This window comes from Streptomyces sp. NPDC048434, from assembly GCF_043200375.1.
Classification (GTDB): Bacteria; Actinomycetota; Actinomycetes; order Streptomycetales; family Streptomycetaceae; genus Streptomyces.
In genome coordinates this window covers 177736-196443 of record NZ_JBICXQ010000011.1, presented here as the reverse complement: position 1 = coordinate 196443, position 18708 = coordinate 177736, and the positions used below count along the sequence as shown (strand labels likewise).

Genomic DNA, 18708 nt, shown 5'->3' with positions numbered 1-18708 from the left:
ATTTTAGGGCGTGTCCGCACGTCCCGCCCGGCTCGTGCGGACAGGCCTCACCGGTCGCGCCGTGCCTGTCGCATTTCTTCAAGCCGCCCCCGGCAGTGGCCCGTAGCGTCATCGCTATGACCGACAAGCAAGACATTCCGGATGAAAAACTCGCGAGTGAGCCGGCCCGGGTGACCGAACCGGCCCCTGTGGCCCCACCCACCGACCCGACCGAACCAGCCATCGTGCCCCCACCGATCAGCGCGCTGCTCGACGCGGCGGCCGAGGCGGCGCTCCCCGTACTGCGTGGGGTGCGCGACGACCAGCTGGGGCTGCCGACGCCGTGCGCCGAGTACGACGTAAGGGCGCTGCTCAACCACCTCTTCCACGTGGTCGTCGCCTTTCAGACACTGGCCGCCAAGAAGGACACGGACTTCCGCACCACTCCCGACCGGCTCGGCGAGTACGGGGTGCGCTGGCCCGACCGGTTCGCTGAGGAGACGGCGCGGCTGGTCGAGGCGTGGGCGGTGCCGGGCGCGGAGGACGGCCTGACCGGCGGAATGAATCTGCCGGCACGGACCGTCGGCGCGATGGTGCTGCTGGATCTGACCGTGCACGCCTGGGACGTGGCGCGGGCGACCGGCCTGCCGTACGCGCCGGCCGCCGGGTGCGTGGCCGAGCTGCGGACACTGGTCGCACAGATGGCCCCGACGGCCCGGAAGATGAACGTCTTCGCCGAGCCGGTCCCCGTTCCGCCCGGCGCCTCCGGCCTCGATGCGCTGCTGGCCGAGACGGGCCGCGACCCGCACTGGACGACCGGCTGACGGACAGCGGACGGCCGGGGCACGGGGACGCCGGCGCGCCGGGCGGGACGTGGGGAACGCGCCGGGGCGAAACGGCTGACGGGGAGCTGGGCGGGCCGTGGGCGAGGCGCCGGGCAAGACGGCTGACGGGGAACCGTGCAAGGTGTCTGACGGGGCGTCGGGCACAGCGCCTGACGGGGCGTCGGCCATCGGCTCGGACAGATGGCCTGATGGTGCCCACACCGCGCCGCCGTCGACCCTGATCCCCAAGACACGCCCTACGCTGGATTACCACCGGCAGTCGGCGGACGAGGGGGAGGCAGCCCGCAGATGGACGAGCAGCGGAGGTCCCGCGACCGGCTCCCCGAGGCGCTGATCGATTTCTACGGGCTGGCGCCGCTGCCCCGTGAGGGCGGGCGGTTCCGGCCCACATGGGCGGGGCCCGAGCGCGCCGACGGGCGGCCCGAGGGCTCGGCGATCGTGATGCTGCTGACCGACGAGCCGGGCGACTTCTCCGCCCTGCACCGGCTGCCCACCGACGAGATCTGGCACTTCTACCGCGGCGATCCGCTCACCCTGTTCCTCCTCCCGGAGGGCGGGGGCACCTCGGACGGCAGTGGTCCGGAGGGCGGCGGCGCCCCGGACACCGGCGGTCTCCCCGAGGGCGGCGCCCCGGACACCGGCGGCCTCGCGGAAGGCGGCAGCCCGGCCCGTACGGTCGTCCTCGGCCCGGACGTCCTCGGCGGGCAGCACGTCCAGTTCACGGTGCCGGCCGGTACGTGGATGGCCGCCGAAGTGGCCGACGGCGGCTCCTGGACACTCTTCGGCTGCACGATGGCGCCCGGTTTCACCTTCGAGGACTACGAGCACGGGGACGCCGCCGAACTGGCCGCGCGCTTCCCCCAGGAGGCAGCGCGGATCACCGCCCTGAGCCGACCATGACCGAGCCGACCACGACCGACCCGACCTTGACCGAGACCGTGCCCGACGTCACCGGCCGCCCCCCTCTCCCCGACCTCCGCGGCCAGGTCGCCCTCGTGACCGGCGCCGCCGGCGGCCTCGGCCGCGGGATCGCGCTGCGGTTCGCCGCCGCGGGAGCCGCCGTCGTGGCGCACTACCGGACGGGCGCCGAGGCGGCGCGGGCCCTGGTCGAGCGGATCGAGGCGGACGGCGGGAGCGCGCTGGCGCTGTGCGCCGATCTGGCCGTCGAGGAGGAGTGCCACCGTCTGGTGACCGAGGCGGCCGGCTGGCGCGGGCGGCTGACCGCGCTGGTGAACAACGCGGGGGTGCAGCCGACGCAGGAGCTGGCGGCGATGTCGCTCGCCGACTGGCGGGCGGTGGCGGATGTGAATGTGCACAGCGTCTTCGCCTGCACGCAGGCCGCGGCCGCCGTGATGCGGGCGGGCGCAGGAGGGTCGGTGACCCATATCGCCTCGATCGAGGCGGACCGGCCGGCGCCGCAGCATGCCCACTACTGCGCGTCCAAGGCGGCGGTGGTGATGCATGCACGCGGGGCGGCGCTGGAGTACGGCGCGTACGGCATCCGCGTCAACAGCGTCTCGCCGGGCCTGATCGGCCGGCCCGGCCTGGCCGAGGACTGGCCGGAGGGGGTGCGCCGCTGGCAAGCGGCGGCGCCCGCCGGGCGGTTGGGCACGCCGGAGGACGTGGGCGATGCCTGTGTCTTCCTCGCCTCGCCGATGGCGTCCTGGATCACCGGGCACGATCTGGTCGTGGACGGCGGCGTCTCGGCCCGGCCCACGTGGTGACGGGCAAGGCCCGCCCGACGTGGTGACCGGCGGGTCCCGGCCCGCCGGAGAGCGGCTCGGGCCGTGTCTCTCGGATCGGCGCGGGCCCGCGCCGCGCCCGGCGCCGTCGCGCTGAACCGTTACGGCCAGACCAGGCAGTACGCCTGGTGCCCCGCCTCGTGCAGCCGGTGGCTGAAGTCCTGCCATTCGTGCAGCAGCTGGTAGACGGAGAAGGCGTCGCGCGGACCGCCGCGGTCGGGAACGGTGGACCAGATGAAGGCGGCCGCGCCGACCGACTCCTCGCCGACGCCGCGCAGCGGGTCGACCACGGTCATCGGGAGCTTGACGACGGCGTAGTCGGGGTGGAGGACGACCAGTTCGAGCGGCGGGACCTTGTGGAGGGGTATGCCCTCGATACCGGTGAGGACCATGGCGGCCATCGTCTCCGGCTTGATCTTGGAGAACATACCGCCCATACCGAGCTCGTCGCCGCCGAGTTCCTCGGGGCGCATGGAGATCGGTACCCGGGCCGCGGTCGCGCCGTTCGGCGCGCCGAAGTACTTGTATGTCACCCCCATGCGGCCGCCTCTGACTTCCCCGCCCGTGGATTCCTCGCGCCGGTGACGGCCGCGCTGGGCGCGCTCGGGACCCCGGTCATTGGTTCCCTCGCCCAGTTCGCCACCGCGATGCATATCTCCACCCGACCACTCGCAGCCCCAGCCGCGCAACCCGATCATCGTCTCTGAGACCTCCCCCGTCACCGGCGCGTGAAACGCCCGGCCGCACGCCCCCGTGCGCCTCTGAGACCATTGCTTGCGTGACTTACTCGTACGTCGGCCCAGTTTCGCAGACGAGTGGGGGCTGACGCCCGGTCGAAAGCGAGAGGAATCAAAAAAGGAGCGAGAGTGAACCGAGCGGCGCCCGCAGGCGTATCGCGAGGAAGATCCCCGCACCCCTAGTCAGCCGGGCCGCGTGCGTGCGCCGCCCACCCGCCGTTTATGCAGGTCAGGATCACAGTGTCTTTTCCGTATGAAGCCCCTGTTTCGCAGTCGCTGTTCGACCGTGCGTCCGCCGTGACGCCGGGCGGCGTCAATTCTCCGGTGCGGGCCTTCCGGGCCGTGGGCGGTACGCCCCGGTTCATGGTGTCCGGCGCCGGTCCGTACCTCACCGACGCCGACGGCCGTGAGTATGTCGACCTCGTGTGCTCATGGGGGCCGATGATCCTCGGCCACTCGCACCCCGAGGTGATCGCCGCGGTCCAGGAGGCGGTCGCCCGCGGTACGTCCTTCGGTACGCCCGGCGCGGGCGAGGTCGAGCTGGCCGAGGAGATCGTGGCCCGGATCGAGCCGGTCGAGCAGGTGCGGCTGGTCTCCAGCGGCACCGAGGCGACGATGTCGGCGATCCGGCTGGCGCGCGGCTTCACCGGCCGGCCGAAGGTGATCAAGTTCGCGGGCTGCTACCACGGGCACGTGGACGCGCTGCTGGCCGCGGCCGGTTCGGGCGTGGCGACCTTCGGGCTGCCCGACACGCCGGGGGTGACGGGGGCGCAGGCCGGCGACACGATCGTGCTGCCGTACAACGACATCGAGGCGGTGCGGGCCGCATTCGCCGCGCACCCGGGCGAGATCGCCTGTGTGATCACGGAGGCGTCGCCGGGCAACATGGGCGTGGTGCCGCCGCTGCCGGGCTTCAACCAGGGCCTGAAGGATCTGTGCGCCGGCAACGGTGCGCTCTACATCTCCGACGAGGTGATGACCGGCTTCCGCGTCAGCAAGGCCGGTTGGTACGGGATTGATGGGGTACGTCCGGATCTGATGACCTTCGGCAAGGTCATGGGCGGCGGCTTCCCGGCCGCGGCCTTCGGTGGCCGCGCGGACGTCATGGCGCATCTCGCCCCGGTCGGCCCGGTCTACCAGGCCGGCACCCTGTCCGGGAACCCGGTCGCCACCGCCGCGGGCGTCGCGCAGCTGCGGCTGCTGGACGATGCCGCGTACGGCGCGGTCGACGCGGTCTCGGCGGAGGTACGGGGCCTGGTCACCGCCGCGCTGACGAAGGAGGGCGTGGCGCACCGGCTCCAGGCCGCGGGGAACATGTTCTCGGTCTTCTTCACGGATGCCGACGTGACCGACTACGACGGCGCCAAGGCCCAGGAGTCGTTCCGCTTCACTGCCTTCTTCCACTCGATGCTGTCGCAGGGCGTCTACCTCCCGCCGTCCGCCTTCGAGGTGTGGTTCCTGTCGACCGCGCACGACACGGCGGCCGTCGAGCGGATCGCCGCCGCACTGCCGGCCGCCGCACGGGCCGCGGCCCTGGCGACGGCCTGAGGACACCTCCGGCGCACGGGCCGGCGACTGCTTGCCGACGACTGAATGAATGGGTGACATGAGCAGCGAAGACATCACCGTCGTGCATCTGATGCGGCACGGCGAGGTGCACAACCCCGACGGTGTCCTCTACGGGCGCCGGCCCGGCTATCACCTCTCCGATCTGGGGCGGAAGATGGCCGACCGGGTGGCGGAGCACCTCGCGGAGCGGGACATCACGCATGTCGTCGCCTCGCCGCTGGAGCGTGCGCAGGAGACCGCGACGCCGATCGCCGGTGCGCACGGTCTGGAGCTGGCCACCGACGAGCGGCTGATCGAGGCGGCCAACGTCTTCGAGGGGAAGACCTTCGGGGTCGGTGACGGCGCGCTGAAGAAGCCGGGGAACTGGAAGTACCTCACGAACCCGTTCCGGCCGTCCTGGGGCGAGCCGTACCTGGAGCAGGTCGTGCGGATGATGGCGGCGCTGGGTGCGGCGCGGGACGCGGCGCGCGGGCGCGAGGCGGTGGCGGTCAGCCATCAGCTGCCGATCTGGATCGTGCGCAGCTTCGCGGAGCGGCGGCGGCTGTGGCACGACCCGCGGAAGCGGCAGTGCACGCTGGCCTCGCTGACGTCGTTCACCTTCCACGGCGACAAGATCATTTCGGTGGGGTACAGCGAGCCTGCGCGCGACCTGGTTCCCTCCCATCTTCTGGCGGGCGCCAAACCCGTCAAAGGAAAGGCCAAGGCTTTCGGGGCCTGACGGCGCATCACTTGGCGGAACGTCAAGTCGAAGCAAAATGAAATATCCAAGCGAATAACTCGGAACCCCGACGCTCGACATGCCCTCCTCTCCATTGTCCGTTTATATGGATATTGAGTTCGGCGAGCACGGATGGGGTCGAGGGTATGCGCGCGATCAGTCGGCGAAACCTGCTGGGTATGGGAGTTGGGGCAGCCGCGGCCCTGGGCGTCGCCGGCTGCTCGTCGACGGACTCGGATAACGCGGGGGCGGACAAGCAGCGCGTCAAGGGCTCGGTCCAGGCGCGGGCGAAGCTCATCGGTGACGGTTCGACAGCGAATTCTGGCACGCAGCCCCATCAGCCCAAGGCACCCGAACGGCTCGAGCCCGGTCAGACCCCGCCGCAGTTCGTGGTCTTTTCCTGGGACGGGGCCGGAGAGGTCGGCAACGGCCTCTTCCCCCGTTTCCTCAAGCTCGCCAGGGACCACGGCGCGGCGATGACCTTCTTCCTCTCCGGCCTGTATCTCCTGCCCGAATCCCAGAAGCATCTCTACAGCCCGCCGAACAACAAGCGGGGCGCCTCCGACATCCCTTACCTCAGCGACGACCACATCAAGGAGACGCTGAAGTGCGTGCGGGAGGCCTGGCTGGACGGCCACGAGGTCGGCACCCACTTCAACGGGCACTTCTGCGGCGAAGCCTCGACCTCGGTCAAGCACTGGACGCCCCAGCAGTGGCAGTCCGAAATCGACCAGGCGATGGACTTCGTCACGACGTGGCGCACGAACACCGGCTTCACCGACCTCGAACCGCTGCCGTTCGACTACCGCAAGGAATTGGTCGGCAGCCGCACCCCCTGCCTGCTGGGCCAGGAAAACCTGCTGCCCACCGCCAAGAACCTCGGCTGGCGTTATGACGCCAGCTCGCCCGGCGGTATGCAGATGTGGCCGAGGAAGAAGATGGGCCTCTGGGACTTCCCACTCCAGCTGATTCCGTTCCCGGGCCACCGATTCCAGGTGCTCTCGATGGACTACAACATCCTCTTCAATCAGTCGAAGAACTCCACGACGGCACCGCCGGTCAACTACCCGGGCTGGCGGCAGCAGGCCACCGACGCATACATTTCCGGTTTCCGCCGGGCGTACGAGACCAATCGCGCGCCCTTCTTTATCGGCAACCACTTCGAACAGTGGAATGGCGGCATCTACATGGATGCCGTCGAGGAAGCCCTCAAGCACATTGCCAACGAGCAGAACAGAGATGTCCGCCTGGTGTCGTTCCGGCAGTTCACCGACTGGCTCGACGCACAGGATCCGCAGGTGGTGAGCAAGCTCCAGCAGCTTCCCGTCGGAGAGCGGCCGAACGACGGCTGGAAGTCGTATTTGGCAGCCGCCTGACATGTACTGCCGGGCCGCGCCGGGCCGTCGGAGGGGGGCGCGGAAGATCCGGAATTGGCCCATGCGAAACTTTTCACATGAGTGCCTGCCGCGCCCCACGCCGCCTCACGAGCCGCCGCCGCATCACCCTGCTCGCCGCAGGGGCGGCGGTCGCGTCGCTGACGCTCAGCGCCTGCGGCGACGGCGCCTCCGGCGGCTCGTCCCAGACCCGGTTCGTCCAGGGCAAGAACGGCATCGACACCGTCAAGAAGGACGAGCGGCAGCCGGCACCCGATCTTGCCGGTGAGACCACCACCGGCAAGAAACTGGACGTCGCCGACTACAAGGGCAAGGTCGTCATCCTCAACGTCTGGGGATCATGGTGCGGCCCCTGCATCGCCGAGGCACCGAACTTCGCCAAGGTCGCGAACGAGACCAAGGCCAAGGGCGTCCAGTTCGTCGGGATCAACACCCGCGACTCCGAGAAGTCGCAGGCCACCAGCTTCGAGGAAGAGCACAAGGTGCCCTACCCGAGCCTGTTCGACCCGACCGGACGGCTGATGCTGCGCTTCCCCAAGGGCAGCCTCAACCCGCAGTCCATCCCCTCCACGATCGCCATCGACCGGCACGGCAAGATCGCCGCCCGCTCGATCGGCCCGCTAGCCGAGGACGATCTGCGCAAGATGGTCGCCCCGCTGATCGCCGAGAAGTGATCACGTGATCGCGCTCGCCGCCGCCGCGGAAAACCAGACCGTCCTCAACGGCACCCTGCTCGCCGCCGTCCCCATCGCGCTCGTCGCCGGACTCCTGTCGTTCTTCTCGCCCTGCGTCCTGCCGCTGGTACCCGGCTATATGTCGTACGTCACCGGCGTCACCGGCAGCGACCTCGGCGAGGCCAGACGCGGCCGGATGCTGGCCGGCGCCACGCTCTTCGTCCTCGGCTTCACCGCCGTCTTCGTCTCCGGCGGTGCGCTCTTCGGGTTCTTCGGCAAGAACCTGCAGGAGTACAAGGACGTCATCTCGCGCATCCTCGGCGTACTGATGATCCTGCTCGGGCTGGCGTTCGCCGGTGTCCTGAAGCGCTTCGGACAGCGCGAACTGCGCTTCCACATGAAGCCCGCCATGGGCCTGGCCGGCGCGCCGGTGCTCGGGGTGCTCTTCGGCGTCGGCTGGACGCCGTGCCTGAGCCCCACCTTCGCCGCCGTCAGCACCCTCGCCTACTACGACGCCAGCGCCGGCCGCGGCGCCCTGCTCACCGTGGCGTACTGCCTGGGCCTGGGCCTGCCGTTCATCGTCGTCGCGCTGGCCTTCCGCCGGGCGCTCGGCGCGTTCGGCTGGGTCAAACGGCACTATCTGTGGGTGATGCGGATCGGCGGCGGGATGATGGTCGCCCTCGGCATCCTCCTCGTCACCGGCATCTGGGACAGCCTGATGTCCGAGCTCCAGAGCTGGACGCAAAGCTCCACCGTTGGGATCTGATTGATGTCCACCAAGACCGACACCCCCCGCGACCCGGGCCCCGCGGCCGACGCGGGCAGCGATCTCGGCGCGGCCGGATCCCAGCTCTCCACCGCGCCCACGGAAGACATCACCTTCCCCTCGCTCGGCCCCCTCGGCTGGGTGCGCTGGTTCTGGCGGCAGCTGACCTCGATGCGGGTGGCGCTGCTGCTGCTCTTCCTGCTGTCGATCGGCGCGATCCCCGGTTCGCTGATCCCGCAGACCAGCGTCGACCCGACCAAGGTCGACCAGTTCAAGGCCGACCACTCCACCCTCGCGGGCATCTACGACAAGCTCGGGATGTTCCACGTCTACAGCTCGGTGTGGTTCTCGGCGATCTATCTGCTGCTGTTCATCTCGCTGATCGGCTGCATCGTGCCGCGCAGCTGGCAGTTCGTCGGACAGCTCCGCGGCCGCCCGCCGGCCGCCCCGCGCCGGCTGACCCGGCTGCCCGCGTACACCACCTGGCGCACGGACGCGGCACCCGAAGAGGTCCTCGTCGCGGCGGGGCGGCTGCTGAAGAAGCGGCGCTTCCGCGCCCACCGGTCCGGCACCGCGGTCGCCGCCGAGAAGGGCTATCTGCGCGAGGTCGGCAACCTCGCCTTCCATGTCGCGCTGATCGTGATGCTGGTGGCGTTCGCCGTCGGCGGCCTGTGGAAGTCCGAGGGCAACAAGCTCGTCACCGAGGGCGACGGCTTCGCCAACAGCCTCACGCAGTACGACGAGTTCAAGTCGGGACCGTTCTACGACACCGACGACATGGAGCCGTTCGGCTTCAAGCTCGACCGTTTCGACGCGACGTACGAGCGGACCGGACCCCAGCGGGGCACCCCGCGCACCTACCGGGCGCAGATCTCCTACTACCTGGGCGCGGACGGCAAGCAGCACAAGACCGCGATCGAGGTGAACAAGCCCCTCGACATCGCCGGCAACAGGGTCTACCTGCTCTCGCACGGCTACTCGCCCGTCGTCACCGTCAAGGACGGCCGCGGCAAGACCGTCTACCACGGCGCGACGGCCTTCCTGCCCGCGGACCCGAAGAACCTCACCTCGACCGGTGTGGTGAAGGTACCCGGGGCGCAGACCAAGGACGGCAAGCGCAACCAGCTCGGCTTCCAGGCCATGTTCGTCCCGACGTTCGGCGGCCGCGGCACCGGCTCGATGTTCTCGCAGTTCCCGGCGCTGGACTTCCCCGTGCTCTCGGTGAACGCGTACCACGGTGATCTGGGCCTGGACTCCGGCCTGCCGCAGAGCGTCTACAAGCTCGACACCAAGCGCCTCAAGAAGTACCAGGACGGCAAGGGCGGCATCCTCAAGAAGATGCTGCTGCCCAAGGACCGCGTGGAGCGGCACGCGGGCTCCAAGAACAAGGCGGCCGTACGCGCCGCCGAAGAGCAGACGACGATGAAGCTGCCGAACGGCGAGGGCTCGATCACCTTCGACGGCGTCAAGGGCTGGGCCAGCTTCAAGGTCTCCCACCAGCCCGGCAACGGCCTGGCGCTGACCGGCGCGGTCACCGCGCTGCTGGGCCTGGCCGGATCGCTGTTCATCCAGCGCCGCCGGGTCTGGGTCCGGGCGGAGCGGGCCGAGGAGAACGGCGCCGGCGTCACCGTCGTCGAGATGGCCGCTCTCGGCCGCAGCGAGTCGGCCCGGCTGCCGGAGGAACTCGCCGGTCTCGCCGGGGAGCTGTGCCCCGATGCCCCGCCCGCCCCGGCCACCGCCCCCGACACCGAAGACCCCGCGGAGCCCACCGACTCTGACGGACCTGCTGACCCCTCCGAAGGAGCGCGCGCGTGAACATCGCGGCCGCAGCCAACGAGACACTGGCGCACAACAGCAACCTGCTGGTCTATTCCGCGATGGCGGTCTATACGCTCGCCTTCCTCGCGCACATGGCCGAGTGGGTGTTCGGCAGCCGCAGCAAGGTCGGCCGCACCGCCGCCGCCCTGACCGCCCGGGCCAAGGCGCCCGTGACGGTGTCCGTGCAGTCCGGAGCAGGCGCAGGATCCACCGGAACGGCCGTGCTGGAACGGCCCACGGTCGTCACCAAGTCCGTCACCGGCAGCCGCGATGTCCCCGACGGGCCGGGCGCCGCCGGCGACACCGAGAAGGGCGACCTCTACGGGCGGATCGCCATCTCGCTGACCGTCCTGGCCTGGGCGCTGCACGTGGGCGGCGTCCTCACCCGCGCCCTGTCCGTCCAGCGTGCCCCCTGGGGCAACATGTACGAGTTCTCCACGACCTTCGCCGCGGTCGCGGTCGGCCTCTACCTGCTGCTGCTCGCAGGCAAGAAGAAGGTCCGCTGGATCGGGCTGCCCCTGGTCACCACTGTCCTGCTCGACCTCGGGCTGGCCGTCTCGGTGCTCTACACCGCCAGTGACCAGCTGGTGCCCGCGCTGCACTCGTACTGGCTGTGGATCCACGTCAGCTGCGCGATCATCTCCGGCGCGGCCCTCTACCTCGGCGCCGTCTCCACGCTGCTCTTCCTCTTCCGCGACTCCTACGAGGCCAAGCTCGCCGACCCGGCGGGCAAGCAGCCCGGCGCGTTCGCCTCGTCCGTACTGGACCGGCTGCCCTCCGCCGCCTCGCTGGACAAGTTCGCCTACCGCGTCAACGCCACCGTCTTCCCGCTGTGGACGTTCACCATCATCGCCGGCGCCATCTGGGCCGAGGCCGCGTGGGGCCGCTACTGGGGCTGGGACCCCAAGGAGGTCTGGGCCTTCATCACCTGGGTCGCCTACGCCTGCTATCTGCACGCCCGCGCCACGGCCGGCTGGAAGGGCCGCAAGGCCGCCTACCTGGGCCTGATCGGGTTCGCCTGCTACCTGTTCAACTACTACGGCGTGAACATCTTCGTGACGGGTCTGCACTCCTACGCGGGAGTCTGACCCGCACACCCCGCGGTGCCGTACGGGACGCCTCCTCGCGAGGCCGGCCCGTACGGCACCGTCGTTTCAGGGGGAGAGGCGGCAGGCCCCGGGGCGGGGCCGCAAAGGCTGCCCTACCGCCGCCTGCGCCGGCCGCGCTCCTGACGCGGCGGCTGCTGCCCCGCGCCCGGCAGCGTCGGCTTCGGCAGATGCGCCACCTCCCACTGCGCCTCGACCAGCTGCTCGGCGGTGTCGCGGGGCAGCCGCGGCGGGCGGTGCGCCCGGTGGCCGAAGCCGAATGCGGAGGTCAGATCGCCGAAGGCGTCCCGTCGCCAGTCGCTGATGTTGGGCTCCGCCACACCCGTCCAGCGCTCCAGGAACTGCAGCACCGAGGTGTGGTCGAAGGGGTCGCCGGCGGCCCAGCCGCCCACCGTCCACGGCGAGATGATCAGACACGGCACCCGGAAGCCGCCGCCGATCGGCAGGCCCCGGACGAACTCGTCCTTCGTCCCCGGGGGCGGCACCGGCGGCGGCACATGGTCGAAGAGGCCGTCGTTCTCGTCGTAATTGAGGATGAAGACGGTCTTGGCCCACACCCTCGGGTTGGACGCGATCGCCTCGATCTTCTGGGCGACGTAGTCGGCGCCCGCGGCCGGCAGATAGTCCGGGTGCTCGGACTGGTGGCTGGTGGGGATCAGCCAGGAGACGGCCGGCAGCCGGTCGTTGCGGGCGTCGTCCTCGAAGGTGCCGGCCGGCTGCGGCCGCATCCCGCGCTCGTAGAGCGACTGGCCGGGCTGGGCGTCCCGGAACGTCTGGAACTGCTCCAGGAGGTTGCAGCCGTAGTCGTCCTCCTCCTGGTAGACCTTCCAGCTGATGCCGGCCGCCTCCAGTCGCTCGGCGTAGGTCGTCCAGCGGTACGGCTTGGGCGCGGTGTTGTTCAGCACCGGACCGCCCTGTGTGCCGCCCGGGTCGAGGGTGCCGGTCATCCAGTACAGCCGGTTGGGCCAGGTCGGGCCGAAGACCGAGCAGAAGTAGTTGTCGCAGAGGGTGAAGGCCTCGGCGAGGGCGAACTGGAAGGGGATGTCCGCGCGGGTGTGATAGCCCATGACGTACGGACCGTTGATGCCGTCGGCCTTGCGGTGCGCGGGCAGCCAGCGGTCCATCGTGCCGCCGTTCCACGCCTCGTGCTGCACGGACCAGGCATGGCTGGTGGAGGGGATGGCCTGGGCGCTGGTGGTGTGCGTGTTGAGGCGGAACGGCAGCAGATAGCCGTCCGGGTTCTGCGCGTCCGGCTGGTGGAAGACGGACCGGCCGTCCGGCAGCGTCAGCGCGTCCGGGTCGGCGAAGCCCCGGACGCCGCGCAGAGTGCCGAAGTAGTGGTCGAACGACCGGTTCTCCTGCATCAGCATCACGACGTGCTCGACGTCGTGCAGCGAGCCGTGACGCGCGGGTCCGGCGGCGACGGCCTTTTGCACGCTGGGCGGCAGCAGCGACAGCGCGGCGGCGCCGCCGACCGCGCCGGCCGCGGAGCCGAGAAGTCTGCGTCGGGTCATGTCGGGCATATGTGCCACTCTCCCTGAGTCGCGTGAGCCCTCAGTGGGCCGACTTGACTGTGGCGGCGGCCGAGTTTCCCGGGCAGGGGGAGGTTGCTGAACGATGCATCAATTGGCTGTGAACGATCGAGAGTTGGCCGGGGGACGCTACGTCCCGTACGCCACACGAACCAGTGCCCGGCGGACCGCGCGGTGGCCGGAATTACGCGTTTGTGAAGGCGCCTCAGGACACGCGGCCGAGCCCCGGAGTTCCCCCGGGTGCCGGGTAGGGCCGCTCCTCGGGCAGCAGCGCGGCGGCCGCCGCGGTGTCCCCAAAACGCACCAGCGCACGGATCTCATGGGCCAGCGGGGTGACATCCGTGATGGCCACCGTCCACTCGTCCGCGTACCGCCGCGACGCCTCACCCGACAGGCCCAACTGCAACGACCGGTACGCCAGCGGCCGCAGCCCCAGATCCCGCTCCGGATCCCACTGCACCCGCGCCGGCGCCCCCTTCAACTGCCGCTGCCAGGCGTCGCGGTCGGGGTGCTCGTCCCGGTCGTAGTGCGACAGACAGGCATGCCCCAACGCCCAGTCGAACCCGGCCCGCTCGATCTCGATCGCCAGCACGGTCTCCTGGTCGGCCTTGGCGCCCCAGCCGCAGCGGTACATCATCCATAGGAAGGACGGCTTGATCCATGTCAAGCAGTGTTCGTAGTCCTTTCTGGATCTGATGCGCACTGCGAGTGACCGTCCCCTCGTTTTATAAGCTCGGCGTCGCCGTCACCCTGTGCACGCTTCTCAAGCCGGGTCTGTGCGGTGAGCAGAGTGCTCGGCGCGGCTGGAGTGACCTTGACCCGTCTTGCGTGTCCACAGTGAAATGTCGCTGCTCGTCGCGACGGCGATGGTCTGCCCGGAGGGCGAGAAGCCGGCTGCCCGGAATTCGGAGTAGTTCGAGTGGAAGATGTGCCACCACCGCTCGTCGTGGGGACCGGAGTGAGGCAGCCCGCCGTCACGGGAGAGCAGGACCCGATCATTCGGCCACGCCGGGGTGACGACCTCCAGATACCAACCGTCTGCGGTGGTGGTGTGGAGCCCTCCGCCGAAGAGCCCCGCTATGTGTACCCGGCTTCCGGTGATCGGCCCCAGGCCGGGGCAGGACAAGTCCGGCATGCTGTCGGGAGTCTCGTCCGCGGGGTCGGGTTCGCGGTCCCTGGCGATCTTCTCCCCAGTGACGGCGTCGAAGAGGCCGTGACCGTCGCGTGAGACGACCATCACCAGATCGCGGCGGTCCTCGGGATGCGACGCGAAGCCGATTCCGAGGAGCCCGCCGACGGGGACAAGGGCAACGGATTGCCAGGGTTCGGGTGCAGGCACAACGGGGGCTGCGAGGAGCCGTTCCCGCATCGCCTGTTGGTAGGCGGAGAGCTTTGGCTCAAGATCTGGCATCTCGTCCGGGGCTATCTTCTTCGTTGACTTCGCCACGGCCCCATGATCCACGCTTCGGCAGGCTTGCCCAACGGAGTTGCTGCGTACCTGCGTTCAGGCACGCTTCCTTACAGGCTGTGAACGCGGCTTGATGATCCTGTCAAGCATTGTTCATAGTCCTTTTTCCGGGTCGCATACCGGCAGGTCAGGGCCTACGGCTGGTGACTGGGTGCGTGTTGGCCCCGAGAACGGTCGCTCGACATGCCCCGGTCCCGTCTGCGGCCACCACCCGTGGGTACGGTCGCCTTGATGTCTGTTGCCGGCCGCTGCATGCCTCGGCGGTCTGCGCTACCGGGTTGGCGGTATTGAGGGAGTGGATACGGGCATGCCGTCTGATGCTGAGCGGAGTACAGGAGAGGGGTTCACGTCGGCCACCGCTACACAGGTGTTGGCCGCGGCGTGTCGACAGGCGGGGCTCGACGGTGACGGAGCGCGCCTGATCCGCTTGGGAGAGAACGCGCTGTTCCGGCTGACTGCCCATCCTGTGGTGGTGCGGATCGCCCGTTCGACGGAATACCTGCACTCGGCCCGGGGTGAGGTTCAGGTGTCGCGCTGGCTGTCGCGTGAGGGCTTCCCCGTTACGCGCGTGGTCGATGACCTGGAGCAGCCCTTGGTCGTCGACGGCCATCCGGTGACGTTCTGGCACCTGATCGAGGAGGGTGCCCGTAAGGCAACGTACGGAGAGCTGGGCGCCGTCCTCCGGGATCTGCACTCGCTCAGCCTGCCGGACACGCTGAACCTGCCTGCGTACCCGGTCCTGGACCGGACCGACCGACGGATCAACGCGGCAGTCGACATACCGGAGGATGACCGCGCGTTCCTGCGGAAGCGCGCGCGTGAGCTCCGGGACCGTGTGGAGGATCTTCGGTTCGAGTCCGAGCGGGGCCCTGTGCACGGGGACGCTCACGTGCAGAACCTGATGATGGACCGGAATGATCAGGTGATCGTGATCGATCTGGAGCGGTTCAGTTTCGATCACCCCGAGTGGGACCTGATGGTCACCGCCACCGAGCATCACAGCCTGGGATGGCAGACCAAGGAACAGTACGGCGCCTTCGTCGGCGCCTACGGGCGGGATCTCCGTACGTGGTCGGGCTTCGCCACCCTCCGTGCAGTGCAGGAATTCAACATGACGACATGGCTCATGCAGAACGTGTCCGAGAGCGCCGAGACGGCTGCGGAGTACGCCCGTCGGATCTCCTCGCTCCGGAACGAGGACGCGCCGCGCGACTGGAATCCGGGGTGACCTCGGCTACTCGTCGCCCGGCCGGTTCATGGCGTCCCGTACCTGCCCGCTGAACTGCTGAACGGCAGGGTGCGTCCCGTGCGCGGACACCTCGCGTTGGAAGTCGCCCACATACCGCTGGAACCGAGCGGAATCCAGTGCGTCCCCGGCATCGACGGCGAGACCGGCGGTCGTCACGGCAGCGTCGAGGTCTCCGTTCAGCAGCTGACTCTGTGCGAGCACCATGCGGCAGAACCCGAGGGTACGGGCGTATTTAGGGTCAGTGAGCTCGACAGCGCGTTCGGCGAAGCGGACGGCTTCGGCGCCCTGTCCGAGATCGCGGAAACAGTGGCAGAACTCCCCGATCAGCTCGGCTTCGTCCATGTAGGAGAGCCATTCGGGATCGTCTGCGCTGTCAGCACGCTCGAAGAACTTCTCCGCCTCGGTCATCGCGCGGGCAGCGCCCCTCTGGTCCTGGGCGGTGGACAAGGCGCGTGCCTCATGGGCGGAGAACAGCGCCATCGCGCGGGGTGTGGAGGCGGCCTTGCCACCTTCCACCGACGCGCGGGCCAGCGTCAGAGCTCGGGGCACCTGGCCCAGGTAGTTGGCCTGGTGGCTCATATTGGCCAGAATGCGTGCGCCCATCATGCGGTCGCCCGCCACCTGGGTCAGTCGCAGCGTCGAGAGCATGTAACGGTCGGCAAGGGCATGGTTTCCGCTGTCGTACGCGGTCCAGGCAAGTAGCTGTGACATCTCCGTTGCGGCCTGGAACAGCGCCTCGCCCACCTTGGCGCTGTAGCTGGCTCCCAGCAGAGGCAGCACGTCTTCCCGGAAGTAATGCCGGAACGCCTTGTGCGCGTGTCCGCCGCCGAACTGGAAGTCCAGCTGCATGAAGAACCCCGCTGCCGTCCGGACCGCGGCGACGTCACGCATGCCGACCCGACGGGCGGCGGGAACATCGGTCGGCACACCTTCCGGGCGGGAGACGAGCCACGAGAGGGCGGCGGAGTGCACATCGGCGTCCGGGAGCTGGGGTTCGTCCGACGGGCCGTTCTCTGGACGCTGGTGCGTAAGGCCATCAAGGGCGTTCAGCGTCTCGGCCAGCGAGCCGGCGTAGCCCATGCTGACCGCGGGAGCGGGAACCTGCGCAGCACCGGGGAATCCCAGATCTTGCGGCGTGACCCTCCGCCGTAACTTGTCGCTCAGTGCCTCGGCGACGAACACGGCTGACTGCCGCTGGATTCCGCTCCCGTCCAACCATCGCTGAACGGCGACGTGGGTTGTCCCGAGGTGTTCGCCGTGCCGCTGCGCGACCTCACGGACTCGTTTGGCCAGTCCCTTGTTCGAGGCTCCGGCCTCCGCCATGACTGCGGCCAACTTGCGGTTCGGTTCTCTGCTCACGTTCTGCTGACACCCCCCGGCGTCACGTCAAGTGTTCATCGTGTCACACGAGATTTGGCCAAGGGGGTTCATCGCGAACCCCCTTGGAGCGAAATCTTGAGCCCCTCGTGTGCACATGAACCCCCGTATGAACGCTGCCTCTTGGCCAAAGACGGTCGTTGACTGTCGAGACAAGACACCCCGGCGGTGCGTGACGGCACCCCGGGGCATGGCCAACCTGATGGAAGCAGGTCGACATGCGGAACCATATCGGCAGGTTTTTCGAGTTGCTGCTGAAAGCCTTACTGCCCGCTCCGGGGCACCACCGCGCGGCGGGAACGAGCCCGGCCGTGGGCTGCGCGGACATGCCGACGATGAGCCTGAGCGTGCCGTGGGTCCCTGACCCGTACGTCTGGGGTCCGATCCGCGGCGAGGACGTTCAGCTCGTCCGCCCCTATCTCGTCGCCTACGAGCAGCAGATGCAGCGCCGGGCGGAGTCTGCCCGCTGCGCCGGCTCGATGTGTGCCTCTCAGTGGATGGCGGTGACATTGTGAGCGCCCAACCGCGTCTGCTCCCCTGGCCGGGCCCGGCCGGTCAGCGCTCCTACCTGGCCACCGACGACGGCAATAGCCCTCTCTCACAGCTCGCCGACGAAATGGAAGAGGTCCAGCTCCAAACGGGCGCCGAGCTGCTCGACCACGCGGCGAAGATGCTCGAAAACCAGAAGGCCAACGCCCTGGAACTCCGATTCCTGAGTGCCCGGTTGTGTGAGGCACTCCGGGATGCGTTGACGGTTGCTGAGAGCAGGGGTGGACGGCTGCCCTCACCCGATGGCGAGGAGGCCGAGCCTGACAAGCCGCCGACATCTGCCAACGGGACAAACGGATGAGCCGGACAGCGCACGAGGCACAGGGGTGGGAACTCGCACCGGTAGCGAGCAAATCCGTGAGCCGTGAACCGGATGGAGGGATGGCGCTGACGCTCCAGATCACCCTCCATGGGGACCCGGTCGCCACTGCTTCGCTGCGGCTGAGGCGGAACGGGTCCATGCTGCGCTCTGCCATGCGCTCGACCAAGAGCCTGTGCCTGGCGATGCGCCGGACTGCCGCAAGCCGATTCAGTACCCCGGCGGCCGACAACGTTTCTGACCTCTGCCGGCCTGCGACCGGCCAGAGGCGTCACGCACAACAACCGCAGACATGACGCCGGACCACCCCTCAAACCCTGGCAGGCGCGGGGTGGTCCGACAGGGGATCGCTCCCAAACGATCACGAACCCCGGTGCCGATGGTACCGGGGCCCTCGTCGTGTCCTCATACGGCGTGGCCCGGCAAGGACAGTGTTCAGCCAGCCTACGGGGAAAGGGACTTGAGAGAATGGATGGCATCGGGGACGACGGATTCGACGGTGAGGACCTGGACCCTGACGCGGTCCTGTGGGTACGCGGGGTGGACTACCTGGCCGGCTGGCGAGACGCGACGCAGGCGGCGGCAGAGCTGGGCGACGCGCTGGTAGCGGCGAGTGTGGAGGCGACAGGAACCAAGCTGCGTGCTGCCGTGGCCGCGGACGGTTCGGGGGTCGTACGACTGGAGCTGTCGGCGGCGGCTGCGCGCGAGGTTGCGACGCGGGCCCGTGTGGCTACGGCCGGTTGACGAGAGGTCAGTTGAGGGCAATCGATCGATGCACGCAGGTTGACATGAGCCGCCCGGGTAATCGTTGCTTGCAGGATCCAGGCCCTTGCTCAGGCGCCTGCACTTGCCACGACGCAGACGTA

General features: G+C 69.2%; 19 protein-coding genes. 14 read left to right on the top strand and 5 right to left on the bottom strand.

What is annotated here, in order from left to right; genetic code table 11:
- The first annotated feature begins 116 nt into the window (after positions 1–116).
- The 3 genes from ACGFWI_RS15740 to ACGFWI_RS15730 all read left to right on the top strand — a co-directional run bounded on the left by ACGFWI_RS15740 (position 117) and on the right by ACGFWI_RS15730 (position 2548).
- Positions 117–803 carry a TIGR03086 family metal-binding protein gene (locus tag ACGFWI_RS15740; RefSeq protein ID WP_393906492.1) on the top strand — a complete coding sequence of 229 codons (687 nt, stop codon included), beginning with the start codon at positions 117–119 and terminating at the stop codon, positions 801–803.
- 309 nt (positions 804–1112) lie between these two features.
- Positions 1113–1724 carry a cupin domain-containing protein gene (locus ACGFWI_RS15735; RefSeq protein WP_393906491.1) on the top strand — a complete coding sequence of 204 codons (612 nt, stop codon included), beginning with the start codon at positions 1113–1115 and terminating at the stop codon, positions 1722–1724.
- The gene (locus ACGFWI_RS15730) at positions 1721–2548 is read left to right on the top strand and encodes an SDR family NAD(P)-dependent oxidoreductase (RefSeq protein WP_393906490.1); all 828 of its coding nucleotides are present in this window, start codon (positions 1721–1723) and stop codon (positions 2546–2548) included. Before ACGFWI_RS15735 ends, ACGFWI_RS15730 begins: the two co-directional genes overlap by 4 nt.
- 119 nt (positions 2549–2667) lie before the next feature.
- Here ACGFWI_RS15730 and ACGFWI_RS15725 read toward each other — a convergent pair whose 3' ends face one another.
- The gene (locus tag ACGFWI_RS15725; protein ID WP_393906489.1) at positions 2668–3219 is read right to left on the bottom strand and encodes a hypothetical protein; all 552 of its coding nucleotides are present in this window, start codon (positions 3217–3219) and stop codon (positions 2668–2670) included.
- Between the two features lie 324 nt (positions 3220–3543).
- Here ACGFWI_RS15725 and hemL point away from each other — a divergent pair, with 324 nt between their 5' ends.
- The 7 genes from hemL to ccsB all read left to right on the top strand — a co-directional run bounded on the left by hemL (position 3544) and on the right by ccsB (position 11330).
- Positions 3544–4851 carry a glutamate-1-semialdehyde 2,1-aminomutase gene (gene hemL, locus ACGFWI_RS15720; protein ID WP_393906488.1) on the top strand — a complete coding sequence of 436 codons (1308 nt, stop codon included), beginning with the start codon at positions 3544–3546 and terminating at the stop codon, positions 4849–4851.
- A gap of 58 nt (positions 4852–4909) precedes the next feature.
- Positions 4910–5590: a histidine phosphatase family protein gene (locus tag ACGFWI_RS15715; protein ID WP_393906487.1), complete on the top strand. Its 681-nt coding sequence runs from the start codon at positions 4910–4912 to the stop codon at positions 5588–5590.
- A gap of 146 nt (positions 5591–5736) precedes the next feature.
- On the top strand, positions 5737–6966 hold the full coding sequence (locus ACGFWI_RS15710) for a hypothetical protein (RefSeq protein ID WP_393906486.1): 1230 nt from the start codon (positions 5737–5739) through the stop codon (positions 6964–6966).
- Positions 6967–7043: 77 nt separating this feature from the next.
- The gene (locus tag ACGFWI_RS15705) at positions 7044–7658 is read left to right on the top strand and encodes a TlpA family protein disulfide reductase (protein WP_393906485.1); all 615 of its coding nucleotides are present in this window, start codon (positions 7044–7046) and stop codon (positions 7656–7658) included.
- A gap of 4 nt (positions 7659–7662) precedes the next feature.
- Positions 7663–8424: a cytochrome c biogenesis CcdA family protein gene (locus tag ACGFWI_RS15700; protein ID WP_393906484.1), complete on the top strand. Its 762-nt coding sequence runs from the start codon at positions 7663–7665 to the stop codon at positions 8422–8424.
- Positions 8425–8427: 3 nt separating this feature from the next.
- Positions 8428–10239: a cytochrome c biogenesis protein ResB gene (locus ACGFWI_RS15695; protein WP_393906483.1), complete on the top strand. Its 1812-nt coding sequence runs from the start codon at positions 8428–8430 to the stop codon at positions 10237–10239.
- Positions 10236–11330: a c-type cytochrome biogenesis protein CcsB gene (gene ccsB / locus ACGFWI_RS15690; protein WP_393906482.1), complete on the top strand. Its 1095-nt coding sequence runs from the start codon at positions 10236–10238 to the stop codon at positions 11328–11330. The genes ACGFWI_RS15695 and ccsB overlap by 4 nt, the downstream gene beginning before the upstream one ends.
- Positions 11331–11443: 113 nt before the next feature.
- Here ccsB and ACGFWI_RS15685 read toward each other — a convergent pair whose 3' ends face one another.
- The 3 genes from ACGFWI_RS15685 to ACGFWI_RS15675 all read right to left on the bottom strand — a co-directional run bounded on the left by ACGFWI_RS15685 (position 11444) and on the right by ACGFWI_RS15675 (position 14291).
- Positions 11444–12871 carry an alkaline phosphatase family protein gene (locus tag ACGFWI_RS15685; protein WP_393906481.1) on the bottom strand — a complete coding sequence of 476 codons (1428 nt, stop codon included), beginning with the start codon at positions 12869–12871 and terminating at the stop codon, positions 11444–11446.
- Positions 12872–13085: 214 nt separating this feature from the next.
- Complete coding sequence (locus tag ACGFWI_RS15680; protein ID WP_393906480.1) at positions 13086–13583, bottom strand: DUF4291 domain-containing protein; 498 nt, start codon at positions 13581–13583, stop codon at positions 13086–13088.
- Between the two features lie 60 nt (positions 13584–13643).
- On the bottom strand, positions 13644–14291 hold the full coding sequence (locus ACGFWI_RS15675) for a hypothetical protein (RefSeq protein ID WP_393906531.1): 648 nt from the start codon (positions 14289–14291) through the stop codon (positions 13644–13646).
- Positions 14292–14655: 364 nt separating this feature from the next.
- On the opposite strand from ACGFWI_RS15675, the gene ACGFWI_RS15670 reads away from it, so the two are divergent.
- Complete coding sequence (locus ACGFWI_RS15670; RefSeq protein ID WP_393906479.1) at positions 14656–15576, top strand: phosphotransferase enzyme family protein; 921 nt, start codon at positions 14656–14658, stop codon at positions 15574–15576.
- Positions 15577–15582: 6 nt separating this feature from the next.
- Here the strand turns inward: ACGFWI_RS15670 and ACGFWI_RS15665 are convergent, their stop codons facing one another.
- Positions 15583–16920 (bottom strand): sporulation protein, encoded by a 1338-nt coding sequence (locus tag ACGFWI_RS15665; RefSeq protein WP_393906478.1) that lies wholly within the window; start codon positions 16918–16920, stop codon positions 15583–15585.
- Positions 16921–17192: 272 nt separating this feature from the next.
- Between ACGFWI_RS15665 and ACGFWI_RS15660 the strand changes: the two genes are divergently transcribed.
- The 3 genes from ACGFWI_RS15660 (at position 17193) to ACGFWI_RS15650 (ending at position 18586) form a co-directional block, all read left to right on the top strand.
- A complete protein-coding gene (locus tag ACGFWI_RS15660; RefSeq protein ID WP_393906477.1) occupies positions 17193–17489 on the top strand; it encodes a hypothetical protein in 297 nt (98 codons plus the stop codon).
- Positions 17486–17824, top strand: a complete 339-nt coding sequence (locus ACGFWI_RS15655) for a hypothetical protein (RefSeq protein ID WP_393906476.1) — start codon at positions 17486–17488, stop codon at positions 17822–17824. Before ACGFWI_RS15660 ends, ACGFWI_RS15655 begins: the two co-directional genes overlap by 4 nt.
- Positions 17825–18310: 486 nt before the next feature.
- Positions 18311–18586 (top strand): hypothetical protein, encoded by a 276-nt coding sequence (locus ACGFWI_RS15650; protein ID WP_393906475.1) that lies wholly within the window; start codon positions 18311–18313, stop codon positions 18584–18586.
- Positions 18587–18708: the final 122 nt, after the last annotated feature.